Source organism: Flavihumibacter solisilvae, from assembly GCF_000814475.1.
In the GTDB taxonomy this organism is placed as follows: Bacteria; Bacteroidota; Bacteroidia; order Chitinophagales; family Chitinophagaceae; genus Flavihumibacter; species Flavihumibacter solisilvae.
Map to the genome: position 1 here is coordinate 146,582 of NZ_JSVC01000005.1, position 17,260 is coordinate 163,841.

Sequence of the window (17,260 nt, forward strand, 5' to 3'; positions counted from 1 at the left end):
GTTGTGGGTCCTTTCAAAACTGAATTTTGGCAATATACGATTTTCGAATCATAGCTTTGGCAAATGGAAACACTGGAGTACCCCGACTACCCGTTTCGGATACGAACCAACGAAGGCAAGCGCCAGATCTTTGATGTTGCACGGAAAAGGTGGGTGTTGTTCACCCCGGAAGAGTGGGTACGGCAGAACTTCCTTCAATACCTGATCCAGGTGAAACAATATCCTCCCGCACTCATCGCAGTTGAAAAAGTGCTGCAACTTGGTGAGCTTACGAAAAGGTTCGATATCCTCGTTTATGACAGGAATCACCAGCCGTGGATGATGGTTGAATGCAAAGCCATGGAAGTGCCGCTGAATGACGAAGTGCTGCACCAGTTGCTTCGTTATAATATCGCTATTCCCGTGCCTTACCTCATCATTACCAACGGAAGTAAAGCCTATTTCTTTCAACGCCTGGATGGGAAACTGACAGAGATTCCCAGCCTCCCGGGTCATTGATTGAAAATTCAAAACTTATAATGAAGAATTAAAAAAGGGTCAACCTCGCGGAGACCCTTTTTAAATTTTTACTTTTTAATTCGACCTATGGGAAAATCCCAAGCTCAGCATAACTCGTTGCTACCTTGTTGATCGCAACAACATATGCAGCAGTCCGCATGTCGGGAATTGAAGGGTTCTTTTGCCAGATCTCCATGATTTCACGGGTTGCAGAGATCATGGTTTCTTCAAGACCGGAATATACCAGGTCAACTTCATCGGGACCATGCTCGATCATTGTCTTCTCCCGATCGTTTACTTTTTTACCTGTCAGTCCTTCAATCTGGTTGAGGATGTTCTTGTTCTGGTTCTCAGTAAAGCGTTTTTCCAGTCTTCCATAACGTACGTGGCTAAGATTTTTCAGCCACTCGAAATAAGAAACTGTTACACCACCTGCGTTCAGGTACATATCCGGAACGACCAGTACACCTTTGGAAGCAAACACTTCATCTGCCTCCGGAGTAAGCGGGCCGTTCGCAGCTTCACCGATGATCTTTGCTTTTACCCGTGGTGCGTTGTCACCATTGATCACGTTTTCCAGGGCAGCAGGAATCAGGATCTCGCAATCCAGTTCAAGTGCATCTGATGAGTTGGTGATATTAGTGGCACCGGGGAAATTCAGGATGGAACCTGTTTTCTTACGATGCTGGAATACTTCTTCTTCATTCAGTCCGTCAGGATTTGTGATAGCACCTTCGAATTCGGAAATGGCAATCACCTTGGCACCGCCTTCGCGGAAATATTTGGCTGCATGGTACCCTACGTTTCCGAGTCCCTGTACCACTACTGTCTTTCCTTCAATACCGGTGCTGAGTCCCAGCTTCTTCATTATATCATCCATGTTGCACACTTCACGGATACCGAAGAACACACCAAGACCGGTTGCTTCGCGACGACCGCGAACACCACCCTGAGCTACCGGTTTACCGGTTACACAACCGAGTGCATCCACTTCTCCCGGGTTCATACTGAGATAGGTGTCGAGGATCCAGGCCATTTCACGTTCACCTGTTCCGTAGTCAGGAGCAGGTACGTCGGTACCAGGTCCGATGAAGTTCTTTTTGATGAGCTCATGGGTGTAACGACGCGTGATCTTTTCAAGTTCGTATGGAGTATATTTTTTCGGGTCGATGGTTATCCCACCTTTTGCACCACCGAACGGTACGTTCACGATCGCGCATTTGTAGGTCATGAGTGCGGCAAGGGCCATCACTTCATCGAGGTTTACCGTGGTCGCGAAACGGATTCCGCCCTTACATGGTGTTTTGTGATGTGAATGCTGTACCCGGTATGCTTTTATCACTTCGATCTTGTCCCCGATCTTAACAGGGAAGTGCATCCTGTAAACTGAGTTGCACTGTTTGATCTGTTCCAGAATTCCCGGATCCCAATTCGTAAACCTGGCTGCCTTGTCAAAACTCTGCTCTACTGCTCCGAAAAAACTGTACTCTTGATGTCCAGACATGATTTTCGTTTTTGTAATTTGTTTTTTATATGGTGTTAAGCTGTCGACGATTTATTCACCCTTCTCAAGCCTGCTGATCTTTTTGTCGAGGTTAACCAGGTATACCACCACACCAGCGAGGATGGTAACTACTACGGCAACAACGACATAGATCTTTCCACTTGAGCGTAATCCTTCTGCCATCTGAACAGGTTCATTGGGCATGGTATCCTGGGCGGCGAGACTGCATCCGATCAGGAGAAGAAATGTCAGGGTACAGATAGAGGCAATGATCTTATGCATGATTCAGTTTTTGGTCTTCCAGTAATTTGAGCCTGATGCGCAGGGTAGTGATCCATACGCCGAGCAGTGTCCATGCCGGAACTGCAACCGGCCAGAATAATAATCTCATCCGGCTATCGATATCATCCGTATTTAATGCGGGGTTTCCCATACCACCCGGATGCAGGCTTTCAACGAGTCGTGGAATGATCCATATGGTAGGGAACAACATGGCAAAAGCGAAAATGTTGTATACAGCGCTTATCCGTGCCCGTTTATCAAGGTCAACCATCGAATTCCTCAGGACCAGGTATGCAAAATAGATCAGTAGTGCAATGGCAGCCCCGATCTGTTTTGGGTCATTGCTCCAGGCTTTTCCCCAGGTAAAGTTTGCCCATATCATACCGGTAACCAGCCCCAGGATCCCAAACAGGATCCCCGTGTTGGCGTATTCAACCGAATAGGCATCATACCTGATCTTGCCCGTTCGCAGGTAGCGAACCGAGTTCACCACCGATACGATGAAAAAGATCATCATGCCAAACCACATGGCAACATGGAAATAGAGGTTACGGATTGTCTCGTTCAGGATCGGCTTTGCCGGCACTCCGCCCAGGAAGCCTGCTATGGAGATGAATAACAGGAGAAAGATGCAGAGTATTTTCCACCAAGATAGGCGCATATGTTGTTATAAGTGGGGCAAAATTAGGGGGACATTCTCACATTTCCGCAAAACTCAGTCTTTCCAGAGAAAGGGAAACAGGATTATGGAAAGGGTGATTACCAGCACATCCATTACAATTAGTAAAACTACGATCATCAGCAGGCTGTCCTGTATCACCTGGCTGAAAGCGGTGTTGGCAAGTTTCATCATCAGCAGCAGTTGCGTTACAATTAGCGGGAAACCGAGGATGGCCATCAGGGCCGCATTCTGTTGTGCCTTTGCAGCAATTGCCGACAGGAAAGTGAAAACCAGGCTCAATCCTAAGCCGCCCAGGATCGAGATCCCTATAAACCTCAGGCCATTAATCACCGGGTTTCCCAGCAACAGGCTGAACAATGCCCATGTTACCAGGCTCAGCAACGCCATCAGCAAGGAATTGAACAGAAGCTTGGACAAAATGAAATCGCGGGCACCGGCAATGGAGTAAAAATATAACAGGCGGCCGCGGCTCTCCTGCAGAAAGCTTTTTGCAACCGCATTCACACAAACGAACAACTGGATCATCCAGAACAGGCCATTCCATACCAGGTCCTCCGGTTGACCCATCGCGAGATACAGGACAAAGATGGTGCTGGCGACATACAACAGGATTCCATAGAAGGTATATTGTTGCCGGAACTCCAGCAAAAGGTCCTTTTTGAAAAGAGAAATTATATTCTTCAACTTGAATGGATTTTAGTCTTTTTCATGGAAGCAAACCCTGCACCGTGGCTCATATGATTCCTGTTCGCCAAGTAATACCTGGTTTGCTCCCGGAACTTTTCGGTAACTATAACTCGCTATATTTCCACATTTTACACAAATGGCATGCAACTTGGTGATGTAATCAGCTTTGGCCAGCAGGTAGGGAATCTGCCCGAACGGCTTGCCAAGGAAGTCCATGTCCAGGCCCGCAACGATCACCCTGGTCCCCCTTCTGGCGAGCTGATCGCACACTTCGGGGAGCTGGTCATCAAAGAACTGGGCCTCGTCGATCCCGACGACATCGACATCACTGGCAAGCAGCAGGATGGTCTGGGAGTTATCAATAGGAGTGGATGGGATAGCTTTTTCGTCGTGTGACACAATATTTAGTGGATCATAACGTACATCTATGGAGGGTTTGAATATTTCCACCTTCAGATTTGCTATCCTCGCTCTTTTTAAACGACGGATGAGTTCTTCGGTCTTACCTGAGAACATCGATCCGCAGATCACTTCGATCCAACCCCGCCGTACGCCACTAAGATTTGGTTCAATAAACATATTCAGGGAAAAAAGTTAAAGGTTTGAGCTACCTCGAACTTCAGACATATTTGTTATAACTTTATGAAATCCAATACTGACCCAAAAGTACCATATCAAATGGAAAGAGTAAGAGCGCTGATAAATAAGTTGCAGGAACAACTGGATCAGCAGGCCGATACCCACTCACTACTGGTAACTGTACAGCTGTTACAGGCTGAATTGCAGGGTGCTTCAAAACCTGAGGCTTCCCGTTCCGGTTCCGGCAAAGTTGCGGTAGTAATGCCCGCCAACTCCCGCCGGCAGGCAGAAAGCACAGTTCCGTCTTATTCGCAGCCGCAAAAAACTGAGGAGGCCGTCCCGATGGAAACCAGCCAGGCACATCCGGTCCCCGAACCACTCCCGGTACAGGCTCCGGCCCAGACCGACTGGTTGCATAACCTGATGCAGGAAATTCCGACCCTGGCCCACCAGAAGGAGATCCGCGAACTTAACGAAGTGATGAGCCAGCAGAATGGTGCTTCCCTTAATGACAGGCTCAGGCAGCAGTCTGTTGAAGTGGCGGAAGTCCTGACCCGCGAACCGGTCCGCGACCTGAAAAAAGCAATCGGTGTAAATGACCGCTTTGTATTCGTCAATGAGCTCTTCAGGGGTGACGAAGTGATGTATGAAAGGAGTATCAAAACCATCAATTCCTTCAATATTCTGCAGGAAGCCGAATTCTGGATCCAACGGGAATTAAAACTGAAACTCGGCTGGGACGATTCCAAAGAAGTTGTCAGGCACTTCTGTCAATTGGTAAGAAGGCGATTCTCTTCCAAGTAATTTATAATGGTGTTTGTAGCGCCTTTCCTGGTGCGGACGAAAGTTTCTGCTGCCGCGGAGGCCTCGTGATAAGCTGCATTTTCCTCCAGCATCCGCCTTAGCGTGGATTCCAGCTCCAAAGCATTGTTTACGGCAAATGACGCGCCTGCATCTAGCATGGCTATCGCTTCGGGGAACCTGTCATACACCGGTCCATGGATCACCGGTACCCCATATACAGCTGCCTCCAGGATATTATGAAGCCCGTCCTCCCCAAACCCACCCCCGACATAAGCCACGGTCGCATAATGGTATAACCTGCTCAACATCCCTATATTGTCGATGATCAGGACGTTGGGCGGATTGGCAGTTGCCTGTAATTCCTTCCATCGCTTTTCCCACTCCCCGTATCGCACCGTATTATTAAAGAGCTTCTCCATTTCTTTCAGGTGTGTCTCGCCAATTTCATGAGGCGCAATAATAAACCTGACCTGTGGCTCCGAATTGGCAAAATGGTCCAGCTCCTCTTCATCCTCCGGCCAGGTACTGCCGGCAACCACCGTTTTGCTCCCGTTCACAAAAGCTTCGATCAAAGGCAGGGGCTGAAAGTTTTCAGCGATCGCAGAAACCCTGTCGTAACGGGTGTCGCCGCTTACACTCACCCGGCTGAATCCCACTGAATTCAGCAAATCCTTTGAATCTTCATCCTGGACAAAGATGTGACGGAAGCAGCTTAACATATGCCTGTGCAACTTACCATACCAACGGAAAAAGGGCTGCGACGAGCGGAACAACCCCGAAACCAGCAACACCGGCACCTCTTTTTTCATGAGCTGGTGTAGAAAATGATACCAGAACTCGTACCGCACCCAAATCACCAGGTCTGGCTGAACGATGCCGATGAAGTCTTTGGCAACCCTGTATCCGTCCAGGGGCAGGTAACAGATATGATCCGCCCCGGTGTAATTTTTGCGGACCTCATAGCCGGAAGGGGAGAAGAAAGTAACCACCAGCGTATACCCGGGCTTTGTTTTACGGATATATTCCAGTACCGGCCTTCCCTGCTCAAATTCCCCCAGAGAAGCGCAGTGCATCCAAACAACCGGAGCCTTTTTTTCGCCTAATGCCGCCGTTAGCCTGTCTTTCCAGTCTTTCCGTCCCCTGAGCCAGAGTCTTGCCTTCTCATTAAAGTTTGCTGCAATGCCAATCCCGAGCCGGTATAGTATTAGAAATATGTTATATAATAAAAGACTCACGTAATCAAATGGTTAATGTGCTGCAAAACTAAATTCAAACTTTCACCCTACCTATATTTTGCTATTTTTGTGCGCATTTAAAAAAAGAGGGGGACAGACTTATGCGGCCAATTCATATGGTTGATCTGAAACAACAATACCTGCATATCAAACAGGATATTGATGCGGCGATTCATGAAGTGATAGATACGGTGGCCTTTATTAATGGAAAGGCAGTTGTTGATTTCGGTAATTCTCTTGCGGATTACCTGGGGGTTAAACATGTGATCCCCTGTGCTAACGGTACCGATGCCCTGCAGATCGCTATGATGGCTTTAGACCTGCAGCCGGGTGATGAAGTAATCACGCCATCCTATACCTATATTGCCACAACCGAAGTAATAGCATTGCTGAAACTGACACCGGTATTTGTGGACGCTGATCCAAAGACATTTAATATCGACCCTGTAGCGATCGAAAAAGCAATTACCCCCCGCACTAAAGCAATAGTTCCGGTACACCTGTACGGCCAGTCGGCAAATATGGAAGCAATCATGAAGATTGCGGAAAAACACAACATTCCTGTTATTGAAGATAACGCACAGGCCATAGGCAGCGACTATCGTTTCAGTAATGGCCAGACGAAAAAGACCGGCTCTATCGGAACCATCGGCTGTACTTCGTTTTTCCCTTCCAAAAACCTGGGTTGCTATGGAGATGGCGGTGCTATCAACACAAACGATGATGCTCTTGCTTCGAAAATGCGCATGATCGCCAATCATGGCCAGAGCAAAAGATATTACCACGACCTCGTAGGCTGTAACAGCAGGCTGGATTCTATCCAGGCCGCTATCCTGAATGTGAAGCTGCCCCTGCTGGATAAATATATTGATGCACGCCGGTCGGCAGCTGATTTTTACGACAATGCCTTCGCCGGCAATCTAAAAATCACTGTCCCTTTCCGCTCTGCTGAAAGCAAACACGTATTCCATCAATATACGTTGCAGCTGGAAGGCGTTGACCGTGACGGGTTGAACCAGTTCCTTTCAGACAACCAAATACCGTCGATGATTTACTACCCGGTTCCCGCGCACAGGCAGCAAATGTTTGCGAGCTTCGGTTCGGCGGCATGTAATTTGCCTGTAACGGACTGGTTAACCGAAAGGGTTATCTCCCTGCCCATGCATACTGAGCTGGACCAGGAGCAACTGGAATACATCAGTTCAAAAGTCTTATCGTACGTCAATAAATAAATCAACCAAGAGCTTATCTAAATGAAAATTGCAGTAGTTGGCACAGGTTATGTCGGATTGGTGACAGGAACCTGCTTTGCTGAAACAGGAAACGAAGTCACCTGCGTGGATATCGACAGTAAAAAAGTTGAAAGGCTGTCAAACGGTGAAATAACCATTTATGAACCAGGCCTGGAAAAACTTTTCCTGCGGAACCTGAAAGAAAACAGGTTGCAGTTTACTACCAGCCTCGAAGATGGTATCCGTGATGCAAAAATTGTTTTTCTCGCACTTCCTACGCCTCCCGGCGAAGATGGTTCAGCAGACCTTAAATATATTCTCGGGGTTTCAGAAGAAATCGGCAAACTGCTGAAAGACTATAAAGTACTGGTAGATAAAAGCACTGTTCCGGTAGGAACAGCTGAGAAGGTAAAGGCAGCAGTACGTAAAAACTATTCCGGCGAGTTTGATGTGGTATCCAACCCCGAATTCTTGCGGGAAGGTGTAGCCGTGGACGACTTCATGAAGCCAGACCGTGTTGTAATCGGAACTACTTCCGAACGCGGAAGGAAAGTGATGGGCGACCTTTATGCTCCGTTTGTTCGTTCAGGCAACCCCGTTATCTACATGGATGAGCGTAGTGCTGAACTTACCAAATACGCAGCAAACTCTTTCCTGGCAACTAAGATCTCATTCATGAACGAAATAGCCCAGTTGTGTGAGCGCGTTGGTGCCGATGTGGATATGGTCCGTCTCGGCATTGGCAGCGATGATCGTATTGGCAAGCGTTTCCTTTTTCCTGGAATCGGGTATGGTGGCAGCTGTTTTCCCAAGGATGTACAGGCATTGGTAAAATCATCATGTGAAGCGGATTACCAATTCCGCATCCTCAATGCAGTAATGGAAGTCAACGAAAAACAAAAACTGCACCTGATCCCCAAGATCAAAAAATACTTCAATGACGACCTGAAAGGCAAGCATTTTGCATTGTGGGGACTCGCATTCAAACCAAACACAGATGATATTCGCGAAGCTCCCGCTTTATATATTATTGAAGAATTGCTGGCAGCGGGTGCCACGGTAAGTGCTTTCGATCCGGAAGCAATGAAGAACGTGCAGCAATTGCTTGGCGACCAGATCCATTTTGCTGAAAACCAGTATGAGGCATTGAAAGGCGCAGATGCGCTGATCATCGCAACGGAATGGAATGAGTTCCGTACCCCGGACTTCCTCAAAATCGTTACCAGCATGAAAAATAAAACCATTTTTGACGGCAGGAACCTGTTCGATGTAAGTGCGATCTCAGAACTCGGATTTCATTATGAAAGCGTCGGCCGCAGGTCCATATCTCCGAATTCAAACCATAAGAACTAATGAGCAGGAAACGAGTTTTGATTACAGGAGCCGCAGGTTTCCTTGGATCCCATTTATGTGACAGGTTCATTGCTGAAGGATTTCATGTGATCGCTATGGATAACCTGATCACCGGCGATCTTCGCAATATTGAACACCTTTTCAGCCTGGAACAGTTTGAATTCTATCACCACGATGTGAGCAAGTTCATCCATGTGCCCGGCGAACTCGATTATATTCTTCATTTCGCTTCTCCGGCAAGCCCAATCGATTATCTCAAGATCCCGATCCAGACACTTAAGGTCGGAGCATTGGGAACACACAATTGCCTGGGACTGGCAAAAGCAAAAAATGCCCGGATCCTGGTGGCTTCCACTTCGGAAGTATATGGAGACCCGCTTATTCACCCGCAGACGGAAGACTATTGGGGAAACGTAAATCCTGTGGGCCCGCGTGGTGTTTACGACGAGGCTAAGCGGTTTATGGAATCAATCACCATGGCCTATCACACTTTCCACAAAGTGGAAACAAGGATTGTCCGGATTTTCAATACTTACGGTCCGCGGATGCGACTGAACGACGGCCGTGCATTACCCGCATTTATCGGGCAGGCACTAAGGGGAGAAGACCTGACCGTATTCGGTGACGGTTCACAGACCCGTTCCTTCTGTTATGTCGACGACCTGATAGAGGGCATCTACCGCTTGTTGATGAGTGATTACAGCCAGCCGGTAAATGTTGGAAACCCCGATGAAATTTCCCTGCGTGATTTTGCAGAAGAAATTATTAAACTTACAGGTACATCCCAGAAGGTCATTTATAAGCCGTTGCCGCTCGATGATCCCAAGCAACGGAAACCGGATATTTCGAAAGCCAGGGCCTTACTTAACTGGGAGCCGAAAGTCAGCCGGTCTGAAGGAGTCCGCATAACCTATGAATACTTTAAATCCCTTCCGCACGAAGAACTTTTTAAACAACCAAAAGAATTTAAAAGTTTACACCAATGAAAATTTATCAGGAGCTGCTGGATAAGAAAGAAAAAATTGCGGTTATAGGTCTGGGTTATGTGGGCTTGCCTCTTGCCCTTGAATTTGGCAGGAAATTGTCAGTCATTGGATTTGATATCAATGGACGCAGGGTGGAAATGATGCGCAATGGCATCGACCCGAGTAAAGAAGTTGCTCCTGAAGAGTTCAACGGAAGAGATATCATTTTTACCGATGATCTTGATGTGCTGAGGACGGCAAAATTCTTCATTGTTGCCGTTCCTACGCCGGTTGATAAATACAATGTACCTGACCTGAAACCATTGGTAGGTGCATCAACAACAGTAGGAAAAGTATTGAAGACCGGTGATTATGTAGTGTATGAATCCACTACTTATCCCGGCTGTACCGAAGAAGATTGCCTGCCAATCCTGGAAAAGGTGTCCGGGCTCAAGCTGGGAACTGATTTCAAACTGGGATATTCTCCCGAAAGGATCAACCCGGGTGATAAAAAGAATACCCTTCGCACAGTAGTAAAAGTAGCTTCGGGCAGCGACGAGGAAGCACTTGAGGAGATCGCGCAGACATATGAACTGGTGGTGGATGCAGGTGTGCATCGTGCTCCTTCCATCAAAGTTGCGGAGGCGAGCAAGATCGTTGAAAATACGCAGCGTGACATGAACATTGCTTTGATGAACGAATTATCGCTCATCTTCGACCGTATGGGAATCAATACCTATGATGTGATCGAAGCGGCCGGCACAAAGTGGAACTTCCTGAAGTTTCAACCTGGACTGGTAGGTGGTCACTGCATCGGTGTGGATCCTTATTACCTGACGCATAAAGCTGCGTCACTTGGCTACCAGTCAAGGGTAATTGCAGCAAGCCGGTATATCAATGATGATATGGCTAAATACCTGGCCCGTAAGATCATCAAGTATGTGCTGCGCAATTCTGATAACCCAAGGGTATTGGTGAAAGGCGTAACTTTTAAAGAAAATGTAAGCGATATCCGGAATTCAAAGATCGTTGACACGGTTCAGGAGTTACTGGCATTCAATATTCATGTTGACGTAGAAGATCCGTATGCTGAACATGCAGAGGTGAAAGAGGAATATGGCCTCAATCTTACACGCCACGGCGGAAAAGACTATGATGCGGTAATTATCACCGTTCCACATGACGAATACCGCCAGCATGACGATGCTTATTTCGGTTCTATAACAAAGGAGAATGGCGTTGTCGTTGACCTTAAGGGCATTTATAAGAATAAAATTAAATCAAGATTATACTGGAGTCTTTAAATGAAAACATTTTCTAAATCCATCCTTGTAACCGGCGGTGCGGGCTTTATCGGTTCGCATGTAGTAAGGTTGTTTGTCAACAAGTATCCCGGATACAGGATAGTAAATCTTGACGCCCTTACCTACGCAGGTAACCTTGAAAACCTGAAGGACATTGAGCAGGCTGATAACTATCTTTTCGTAAGGGCAGATATCACCGACGAATCTGCGCTCAACAACCTGTTTGCGGAATTTAATTTCGACGGTGTTATTCACCTTGCAGCGGAAAGCCATGTCGACAGAAGCATCCTGGATCCGTTACAATTCGTACGGACCAATGTGTTAGGTACAGCTAACCTGCTGAATGTGGCGAAAAAACACTGGGCGGGGAACTATGAAGGAAAGCGATTCTACCATGTTTCTACTGATGAAGTTTATGGATCGCTGGGAGAGGAAGGGTTCTTTACTGAAGAAACAGCTTATGATCCAAGGTCCCCGTACTCTGCATCCAAAGCGTCTTCCGACCATTTCGTAATGGCTTATTTCCATACATACCATCTGCCCGTTGTGATGAGCAACTGTTCAAACAATTATGGTTCGCACCACTTCCCGGAAAAATTGATTCCGCTGATGATCAATAATATCCGCAACAGTAGGCCGCTGCCGGTTTACGGAAAGGGAGAGAATGTTCGTGACTGGCTCTATGTGGAAGACCACGCACGCGCGATCGATGTGATCTATCACAAAGGCGTAACAGGTGAAAAGTATAATGTCGGCGGGTTCAACGAATGGAAAAACATAGACCTGGTGCACCTGCTTTGTTCCATCATGGACAAGAAACTCGGCCGTGAACCAGGCGCTTCGGCGAAACTGATCACCTATGTTACTGACCGCCCGGGACATGATCTCCGTTATGCTATCGACGCCACGAAGATCAACCGCGAACTCGGATGGCAGCCTTCGCTGCAGTTCGAAGAAGGATTGGAAAAGACTGTTGACTGGTACCTGTCAAATACAGAATGGATCGACCATGTGACCAGCGGCGACTACAAAAATTATTACGAAGAGCAATATCACAGCAGATAACGATGGCATTTACTGAAACCGGCTTCCCCGGATTGGTGGTTTTTGAACCCAAAGTCTTCGGCGATGACCGTGGATATTTTTTTGAATCTTATAACGATGCCTGGTTCAGGGCACATGGACTGGACTACCAGTTCGTGCAGGACAACCAGGCGAGATCCGTTTACGGTGTTGTACGCGGTCTGCATTACCAGCGGGAGCCTTATGCGCAGACAAAGCTCATCAGGACGCTGGAAGGCACTATCCTGGACGTAGTAGTGGATTGCAGGAAGGGTTCACCTACATTCGGTAAAGTGTTCTCCATTGAGTTGTCCGCTTCCAATAAGAAACAACTGCTGGTACCTAAAGGATTTGCACATGGTTATTCCGTACTCAGCGAAACTGCCGAGGTAATGTATAAGTGTGATGCATTTTATAACAAGGAGAGCGAAGGTGGTGTGTTGTTCAATGATCCTGCACTCGCGATCGATTGGAAAGTCCCCGAACACCAAATGATCCTGTCTGATAAAGACCGGATATATTCCAGGTTTGCCGATACCGAACAGCCCTTCAATTTCTGAACATGAAAAAGATCCTGGTTACAGGTGCCAATGGCCAGTTGGGTGCCGAACTGCAACAGATCGCCGCCCTTTATCCTGATTTCCGTTTCATCTTCACCGACAGCAAGACCTTGCCGATCGACCAGGAAGAAAAGGTTCGTGAAGCCTTTGCTTTACACCAGCCAGCTTACTGTATTAATTGCGCAGCTTACACGGCAGTTGACAAGGCCGAATCAGAGCCTGCGCGCGCCATGTTGGTGAATGGTACCGCGGTTGGCTTACTGGCGCAGGAAGCGGAAACAGTTGGTGCAGTGCTGATCCATATTTCTTCCGATTATGTTTTCGACGGAACAGCCTTACGGCCATTAAAAGAAGACGATCCGGTAAATCCATTGGGTGTGTATGGCCTATCGAAAAGAAAAGGTGAGGAACTGGCACAGTTGTATAACCCGTCGTCTATTATCATCAGGACTTCCTGGGTATATTCTTCCTATGGCCACAATTTTGTGAAGACCATGTTACGCCTTATGGCTGAACGCACGGAGATCAATGTAGTGAATGACCAGGAAGGCACCCCAACCTTCGCTGCCGATCTCGCCAAAGTCATTCTGGATATCATCAGTTTCGCCGAACAGTCCGGAAACCCAGGTTCATTCGGTGGTATTTATCACTACTCAAACGATGGTGCTACAACCTGGTATGAGTTTGCGTCCGCTATAAAGGAATTCAGCGGCAGTAAGTGTACCGTAAATCCGATACCTACATCTGCTTATCCTACGCCTGCCCAACGACCCGCATACAGCGTATTCAATAAGGAGAAGATCCGCTTAGTCTTCGGCATTAATACCATACCCTGGAAATACAGCCTGCAATCCTGCCTCCTTCAACTGCAGCGCTACCTGGCGTAGTAGCCGGCAAGCCGGGACCACTTTGGTTCCTGCAATCAACTATCTTTGCCCACACCTGGTAGCAGGTTGTGGATTTTGAATTTTTAATTTTCAATTTTGACTTTGAATATCGCATCATCCCTCGAAAAGATAGTCGCAGATCCGGCACTTCATTCCCGCTGGCTGAACACGCTCTCCATGCTTGAGAATGCAGGCGCAAAAAAGATCAAGCAGTGCGAACATCCTGTATTTGTACCGGAGGAAATTCTTAAACACGCTGCAGAAGAAGCGCGACATGCCTGGTACCTCAAAAAGCAGTTAAAGAAGATAGGTTCGGGATTGTGTCCTACCTACGAATCACCTTATCTGATGGCTCCAATTGTGAGTTCAAGATATCTTCACCGCCTGGACATTACCATCAGCCGCTACCTCAGGGAAACTTTCGGATTTCGCAATCATGACCTGAAATATGCCGCTTACCTGCTGGTGACCTACGCTATTGAAGTGAGGGCCGACGAATTATATCCCATCTACCAGGATGTACTTCGCCGCAACAAAAGCTCAATCAGCGTGCATAACATTATCACGGAAGAGCAGCAACACCTCGCTTCTATGGAAGCGCAGCTACAGAAACTTTCGGACAGGTGGAAGGAACTTTGTGAAATTGCCTGCTCTGAGGAAGCAAAGCTCTACAGCGAGTGGGTTTATGCTGTTACGAAAGAAGTACCTGCAGTACCCGTGTAACCGATTTCCCGCAACTGTAGTCTCATCTGTAAAAAATGAAGAGACTATACCTTATCCTCGTGTTATCGTTGGTGATAATGAATGCCGGAGCGCAGGACATTCCAGGCAAAGCAGCAGAATTGCTGAAGGCATATACTGCACAAAGCAAGTTCAGTGGAAATGTGCTGATCGCGAAACAGGGGCAAATTATCTTTCAGCAGTCATATGGATATGCAGACCGCCGGCACAACACTGCAAATACGCTCGAAACTACTTTCCGCGTTGGATCGCTGACCAAGATGTTTACTTCTGCAGTTGTTTTAAAACTTGTGGAAGCAAAAAAACTGTCCCTGCAGGATCCGCTGAGTAAATTTATCCCGGCTTTTCCCGGAAGCGATTCCATCAAAATTATTCACTTGCTGAGCCATACTTCCGGTATCCGGGGAAGGGGCACAGGCAAGGCGTTACCGACGCTTGAAGAACAGGTAAAATTATACCAGTTTGATACGCCTGCAAATATGCCCGGTACTACTTTCGAATACAACAATTTCAACTATATATTACTGTCATACATCGCACAAAAAATATCGGGCAGGCCTTTTGAAAAACTGTTGGCAAACGAAGTGTTTACAGTTGCCGGCATGGAGCATTCAGGGCTCGACCGGAACGATCGAAATGATTTGCGCCAGGCTATTGGATACCAGACTAATCCCGCGTCCGGCGACTGGGAAGCTGTTACCGGTAAACCCGTCGAAACTGCGTCAGGGGCAGGAGCAATGTATTCAACCCTTTCAGACCTCTTCAAATGGTCGCAGCTTGCCGGCTCGGGAAAGATCTATTCCGTTGCTACTTACGACCTGGCAACAAAACCCGTGCAAGGCAACTATGGACTGGGCTGGATCATCAATGATCACAACGGTCATAAGGAGGTTAGCCATTCAGGTGCCATCGAAGGTTATGTCGCTAATTTTATCAGCTATCCAGAAGAGGGTATCACCATTATCCTGCTTTCAAATTATGGTGATACAGATGGACGCAGATTGTCAGGTGACCTGAGAGCAATAGTATTCAATGAACCATATGAACTGCCCCGTCAGAAAGTAGCCATCGCCCTGCCAGATGATATCCTGCGTCGCTTTGCCGGTACTTATGAATTGAATGAACATTTCAATGTTACTGTAACGCTGGAAAACAACAAACTTTTTGCGCTCGCAAAAGGCGATAACATGAAGATTGAACTGATCCCCGAAAGCGACCATAAATTTTTCCTACGCGGACCTCAGACTACAGTTGAGTTCCTTGAAGAGTCAGGAAAAGTCAGTCATCTTTTTGTAGATATGCAGGGTGGAATGAAACTTTCCAGGAAGCAGGATTGAATTCACTGGTATTTAACAGGTTGAGAGAAATAAAAAAGGAAAAACGTATTATTGTTTTTCCTTTTTTGTTGCCCGACCAGGATTCGAACCTAGACAAACAGAACCAAAATCTGTCGTACTACCATTATACTATCGGGCAATCCGTCCCAAATGGGAGTGCAAAAATAATGGCCGCATCCTTTTCTGCCAAATAAAAATGGAAAATTGTTGATTCCCTATATTTAATTCAAAATTAGCTGCATGAACAACACCGGGAGACGGAATTTCCTTTCAGGAATGGGCAAACTTGGCCTGGGCGCCGTTCTTACGAATATTACCATGCCCGCCTGGAGCAGGCAATTGCAACAACAGCTACAACGGTTCGAGCATGCAGATGCGGCTGCTCTGGCAGGGGAGGAGGACTTCTGGACCGCCGTGCAGCAGGCATATACAGTTTCTCCTTCTTTGATCAACCTGAATAACGGCGGGGTGAGTCCATCTCCCCGGGTCGTACAGGAAGCCATGAAAAAATACCACGACCTCAGTAATGAAGGTCCCAGTTACTATATGTGGCGCATCCTTGACCAGGGTCGCGAGCCATTGCGCAGGAACCTGGCTGCACTTGCCGGATGCGATACCGAAGAGATCGCCATTCAACGTAATGCATCGGAAGCTCTCGAAACGGTAATTTTCGGATTACCGCTTAAACCAGGCGATGAAGTTGTTCTCAGTAAACAGGATTATCCCAATATGATCAACGCATGGAAACAACGCGCCCTGCGTGATGGTATCAAACTGGTATGGGCAGACCTGCAGCTGCCATCCGAAGACACAGACTATCTCGTTTCGCAGTACACAAAGTTGTTCACCGCCAAAACGAAAGTGGTGCACCTGACCCATATCATCAACTGGAACGGACAGATCCTGCCGGTAAGGAAAATTGCTGATGCTGCACATGCAAAACAGATTGAAGTGCTTGTCGACGGTGCACATAGCTTCGCACATTTCGAATTTACTATCCCTTCGCTTGGAGCGGATTATTTTGGTACAAGTCTGCACAAGTGGCTTAGCGCATGTATCGGAAGCGGTATGCTGTATATTAAGAAAGAAAAGATCGCAAGGATCTTCCCGCTTTTTGCAGCTGGTGATCCGGTCAGTGCTGATATCAGGAAATTCGAGAACCTGGGAACGAGACCGTTTTTTATTGAACAAGCCATTGGCAAGGCTATTGAGTTTCACCAGATGATCGGCGGAGCAAGGAAAGAACAACGGCTCCACTACCTGAAGAACTACTGGATGGATAAAGTGCGTGAACTGCCTGGCATAGAGCTTGGCACATCATCGAAGACCGGATTCGGTTGTGCCATCGGGTTAGTGAATGTTAAGGACCGGAAACCTGCAGAACTGGACCAGTATCTATTCAACCAGTATAAGATCCATGCGGTCTCTATCGAGTGGGAAAATATCAGGGGCGTTCGCGTTACCCCGCATGTGTATACTACAAAAGCCCAGCTTGATCTTCTCGTAGAAGCAATCACGAAATTTGTTACGGCGAAACCATATTAAAGG

Annotated in this window: 18 protein-coding genes and 1 tRNA gene; 12 read left to right on the plus strand and 7 right to left on the minus strand. The window is 47.3% G+C overall.

Going from position 1 to position 17,260, the window contains the following annotated elements; translation table 11 throughout:
* The first annotated feature begins 63 nt into the window (after positions 1-63).
* Positions 64-498: a type I restriction enzyme HsdR N-terminal domain-containing protein gene (locus OI18_RS04975; protein WP_039137719.1), complete on the plus strand. Its 435-nt coding sequence runs from the start codon at positions 64-66 to the stop codon at positions 496-498.
* An 85-nt stretch (positions 499-583) separates the two neighbouring features.
* On the opposite strand, the gene OI18_RS04980 is transcribed toward OI18_RS04975, so the two are convergent.
* Genes OI18_RS04980 through OI18_RS05000 form a run of 5 tightly spaced genes read right to left on the minus strand, consistent with a single transcriptional unit; the run spans position 584 to position 4,232 of the window.
* Complete coding sequence (locus OI18_RS04980; protein ID WP_039137721.1) at positions 584-2,002, minus strand: Glu/Leu/Phe/Val family dehydrogenase; 1,419 nt, start codon at positions 2,000-2,002, stop codon at positions 584-586.
* A 51-nt stretch (positions 2,003-2,053) separates the two neighbouring features.
* Positions 2,054-2,284: a CcmD family protein gene (locus tag OI18_RS04985; RefSeq protein ID WP_039137723.1), complete on the minus strand. Its 231-nt coding sequence runs from the start codon at positions 2,282-2,284 to the stop codon at positions 2,054-2,056.
* Positions 2,277-2,945: a cytochrome c biogenesis protein CcsA gene (gene ccsA / locus OI18_RS04990; protein WP_039137725.1), complete on the minus strand. Its 669-nt coding sequence runs from the start codon at positions 2,943-2,945 to the stop codon at positions 2,277-2,279. The genes OI18_RS04985 and ccsA overlap by 8 nt, the downstream gene beginning before the upstream one ends.
* Before the next feature lie 54 nt (positions 2,946-2,999).
* Positions 3,000-3,650, minus strand: coding sequence for a heme exporter protein CcmB (locus OI18_RS04995; protein WP_039137727.1), 651 nt, complete (start codon positions 3,648-3,650; stop codon positions 3,000-3,002).
* A 12-nt stretch (positions 3,651-3,662) separates the two neighbouring features.
* A complete protein-coding gene (locus tag OI18_RS05000; RefSeq protein WP_039137728.1) occupies positions 3,663-4,232 on the minus strand; it encodes a thymidine kinase in 570 nt (189 codons plus the stop codon).
* A gap of 99 nt (positions 4,233-4,331) precedes the next feature.
* On the opposite strand from OI18_RS05000, the gene OI18_RS05005 reads away from it, so the two are divergent.
* A complete protein-coding gene (locus OI18_RS05005; RefSeq protein WP_152616733.1) occupies positions 4,332-5,036 on the plus strand; it encodes a hypothetical protein in 705 nt (234 codons plus the stop codon).
* Here the strand turns inward: OI18_RS05005 and OI18_RS05010 are convergent.
* Complete coding sequence (locus OI18_RS05010; protein WP_039137730.1) at positions 5,003-6,271, minus strand: 3-deoxy-D-manno-octulosonic acid transferase; 1,269 nt, start codon at positions 6,269-6,271, stop codon at positions 5,003-5,005. The two genes, OI18_RS05005 and OI18_RS05010, sit on opposite strands and share 34 nt — an antisense overlap.
* A gap of 101 nt (positions 6,272-6,372) precedes the next feature.
* Here OI18_RS05010 and OI18_RS05015 point away from each other — a divergent pair, with 101 nt between their 5' ends.
* The 9 genes from OI18_RS05015 to OI18_RS05055 all read left to right on the plus strand — a co-directional run bounded on the left by OI18_RS05015 (position 6,373) and on the right by OI18_RS05055 (position 15,712).
* A complete protein-coding gene (locus OI18_RS05015) occupies positions 6,373-7,503 on the plus strand; it encodes a DegT/DnrJ/EryC1/StrS family aminotransferase (protein ID WP_039137732.1) in 1,131 nt (376 codons plus the stop codon).
* A gap of 21 nt (positions 7,504-7,524) precedes the next feature.
* Positions 7,525-8,856, plus strand: a complete 1,332-nt coding sequence (locus OI18_RS05020; protein WP_039137733.1) for a UDP-glucose dehydrogenase family protein — start codon at positions 7,525-7,527, stop codon at positions 8,854-8,856.
* Positions 8,856-9,842, plus strand: a complete 987-nt coding sequence (locus OI18_RS05025; RefSeq protein WP_039137734.1) for a UDP-glucuronic acid decarboxylase family protein — start codon at positions 8,856-8,858, stop codon at positions 9,840-9,842. The genes OI18_RS05020 and OI18_RS05025 overlap by 1 nt, the downstream gene beginning before the upstream one ends.
* Positions 9,839-11,125, plus strand: a complete 1,287-nt coding sequence (locus OI18_RS05030; RefSeq protein ID WP_205409982.1) for a nucleotide sugar dehydrogenase — start codon at positions 9,839-9,841, stop codon at positions 11,123-11,125. Before OI18_RS05025 ends, OI18_RS05030 begins: the two co-directional genes overlap by 4 nt.
* The gene (rfbB, locus tag OI18_RS05035) at positions 11,126-12,190 is read left to right on the plus strand and encodes a dTDP-glucose 4,6-dehydratase (RefSeq protein ID WP_039137735.1); all 1,065 of its coding nucleotides are present in this window, start codon (positions 11,126-11,128) and stop codon (positions 12,188-12,190) included.
* 2 nt (positions 12,191-12,192) lie between these two features.
* Entirely contained in the window at positions 12,193-12,747 is a 555-nt protein-coding gene (gene rfbC, locus OI18_RS05040) for a dTDP-4-dehydrorhamnose 3,5-epimerase (protein ID WP_039137737.1), read from the plus strand.
* Positions 12,748-12,749: 2 nt separating this feature from the next.
* Positions 12,750-13,634 (plus strand): dTDP-4-dehydrorhamnose reductase, encoded by an 885-nt coding sequence (gene rfbD / locus OI18_RS05045; protein WP_039137739.1) that lies wholly within the window; start codon positions 12,750-12,752, stop codon positions 13,632-13,634.
* A 96-nt stretch (positions 13,635-13,730) separates the two neighbouring features.
* A complete protein-coding gene (locus tag OI18_RS05050) occupies positions 13,731-14,357 on the plus strand; it encodes a hypothetical protein (RefSeq protein WP_205409983.1) in 627 nt (208 codons plus the stop codon).
* A gap of 35 nt (positions 14,358-14,392) precedes the next feature.
* Entirely contained in the window at positions 14,393-15,712 is a 1,320-nt protein-coding gene (locus OI18_RS05055) for a serine hydrolase (protein WP_082037858.1), read from the plus strand.
* Between the two features lie 68 nt (positions 15,713-15,780).
* Here OI18_RS05055 and OI18_RS05060 read toward each other — a convergent pair.
* Positions 15,781-15,851, minus strand: a tRNA-Gln gene (locus OI18_RS05060).
* A 101-nt stretch (positions 15,852-15,952) separates the two neighbouring features.
* Between OI18_RS05060 and OI18_RS05065 the strand changes: the two genes are divergently transcribed.
* Positions 15,953-17,257 carry an aminotransferase class V-fold PLP-dependent enzyme gene (locus OI18_RS05065; protein WP_039137743.1) on the plus strand — a complete coding sequence of 435 codons (1,305 nt, stop codon included), beginning with the start codon at positions 15,953-15,955 and terminating at the stop codon, positions 17,255-17,257.
* Positions 17,258-17,260 lie beyond the last annotated feature (3 nt).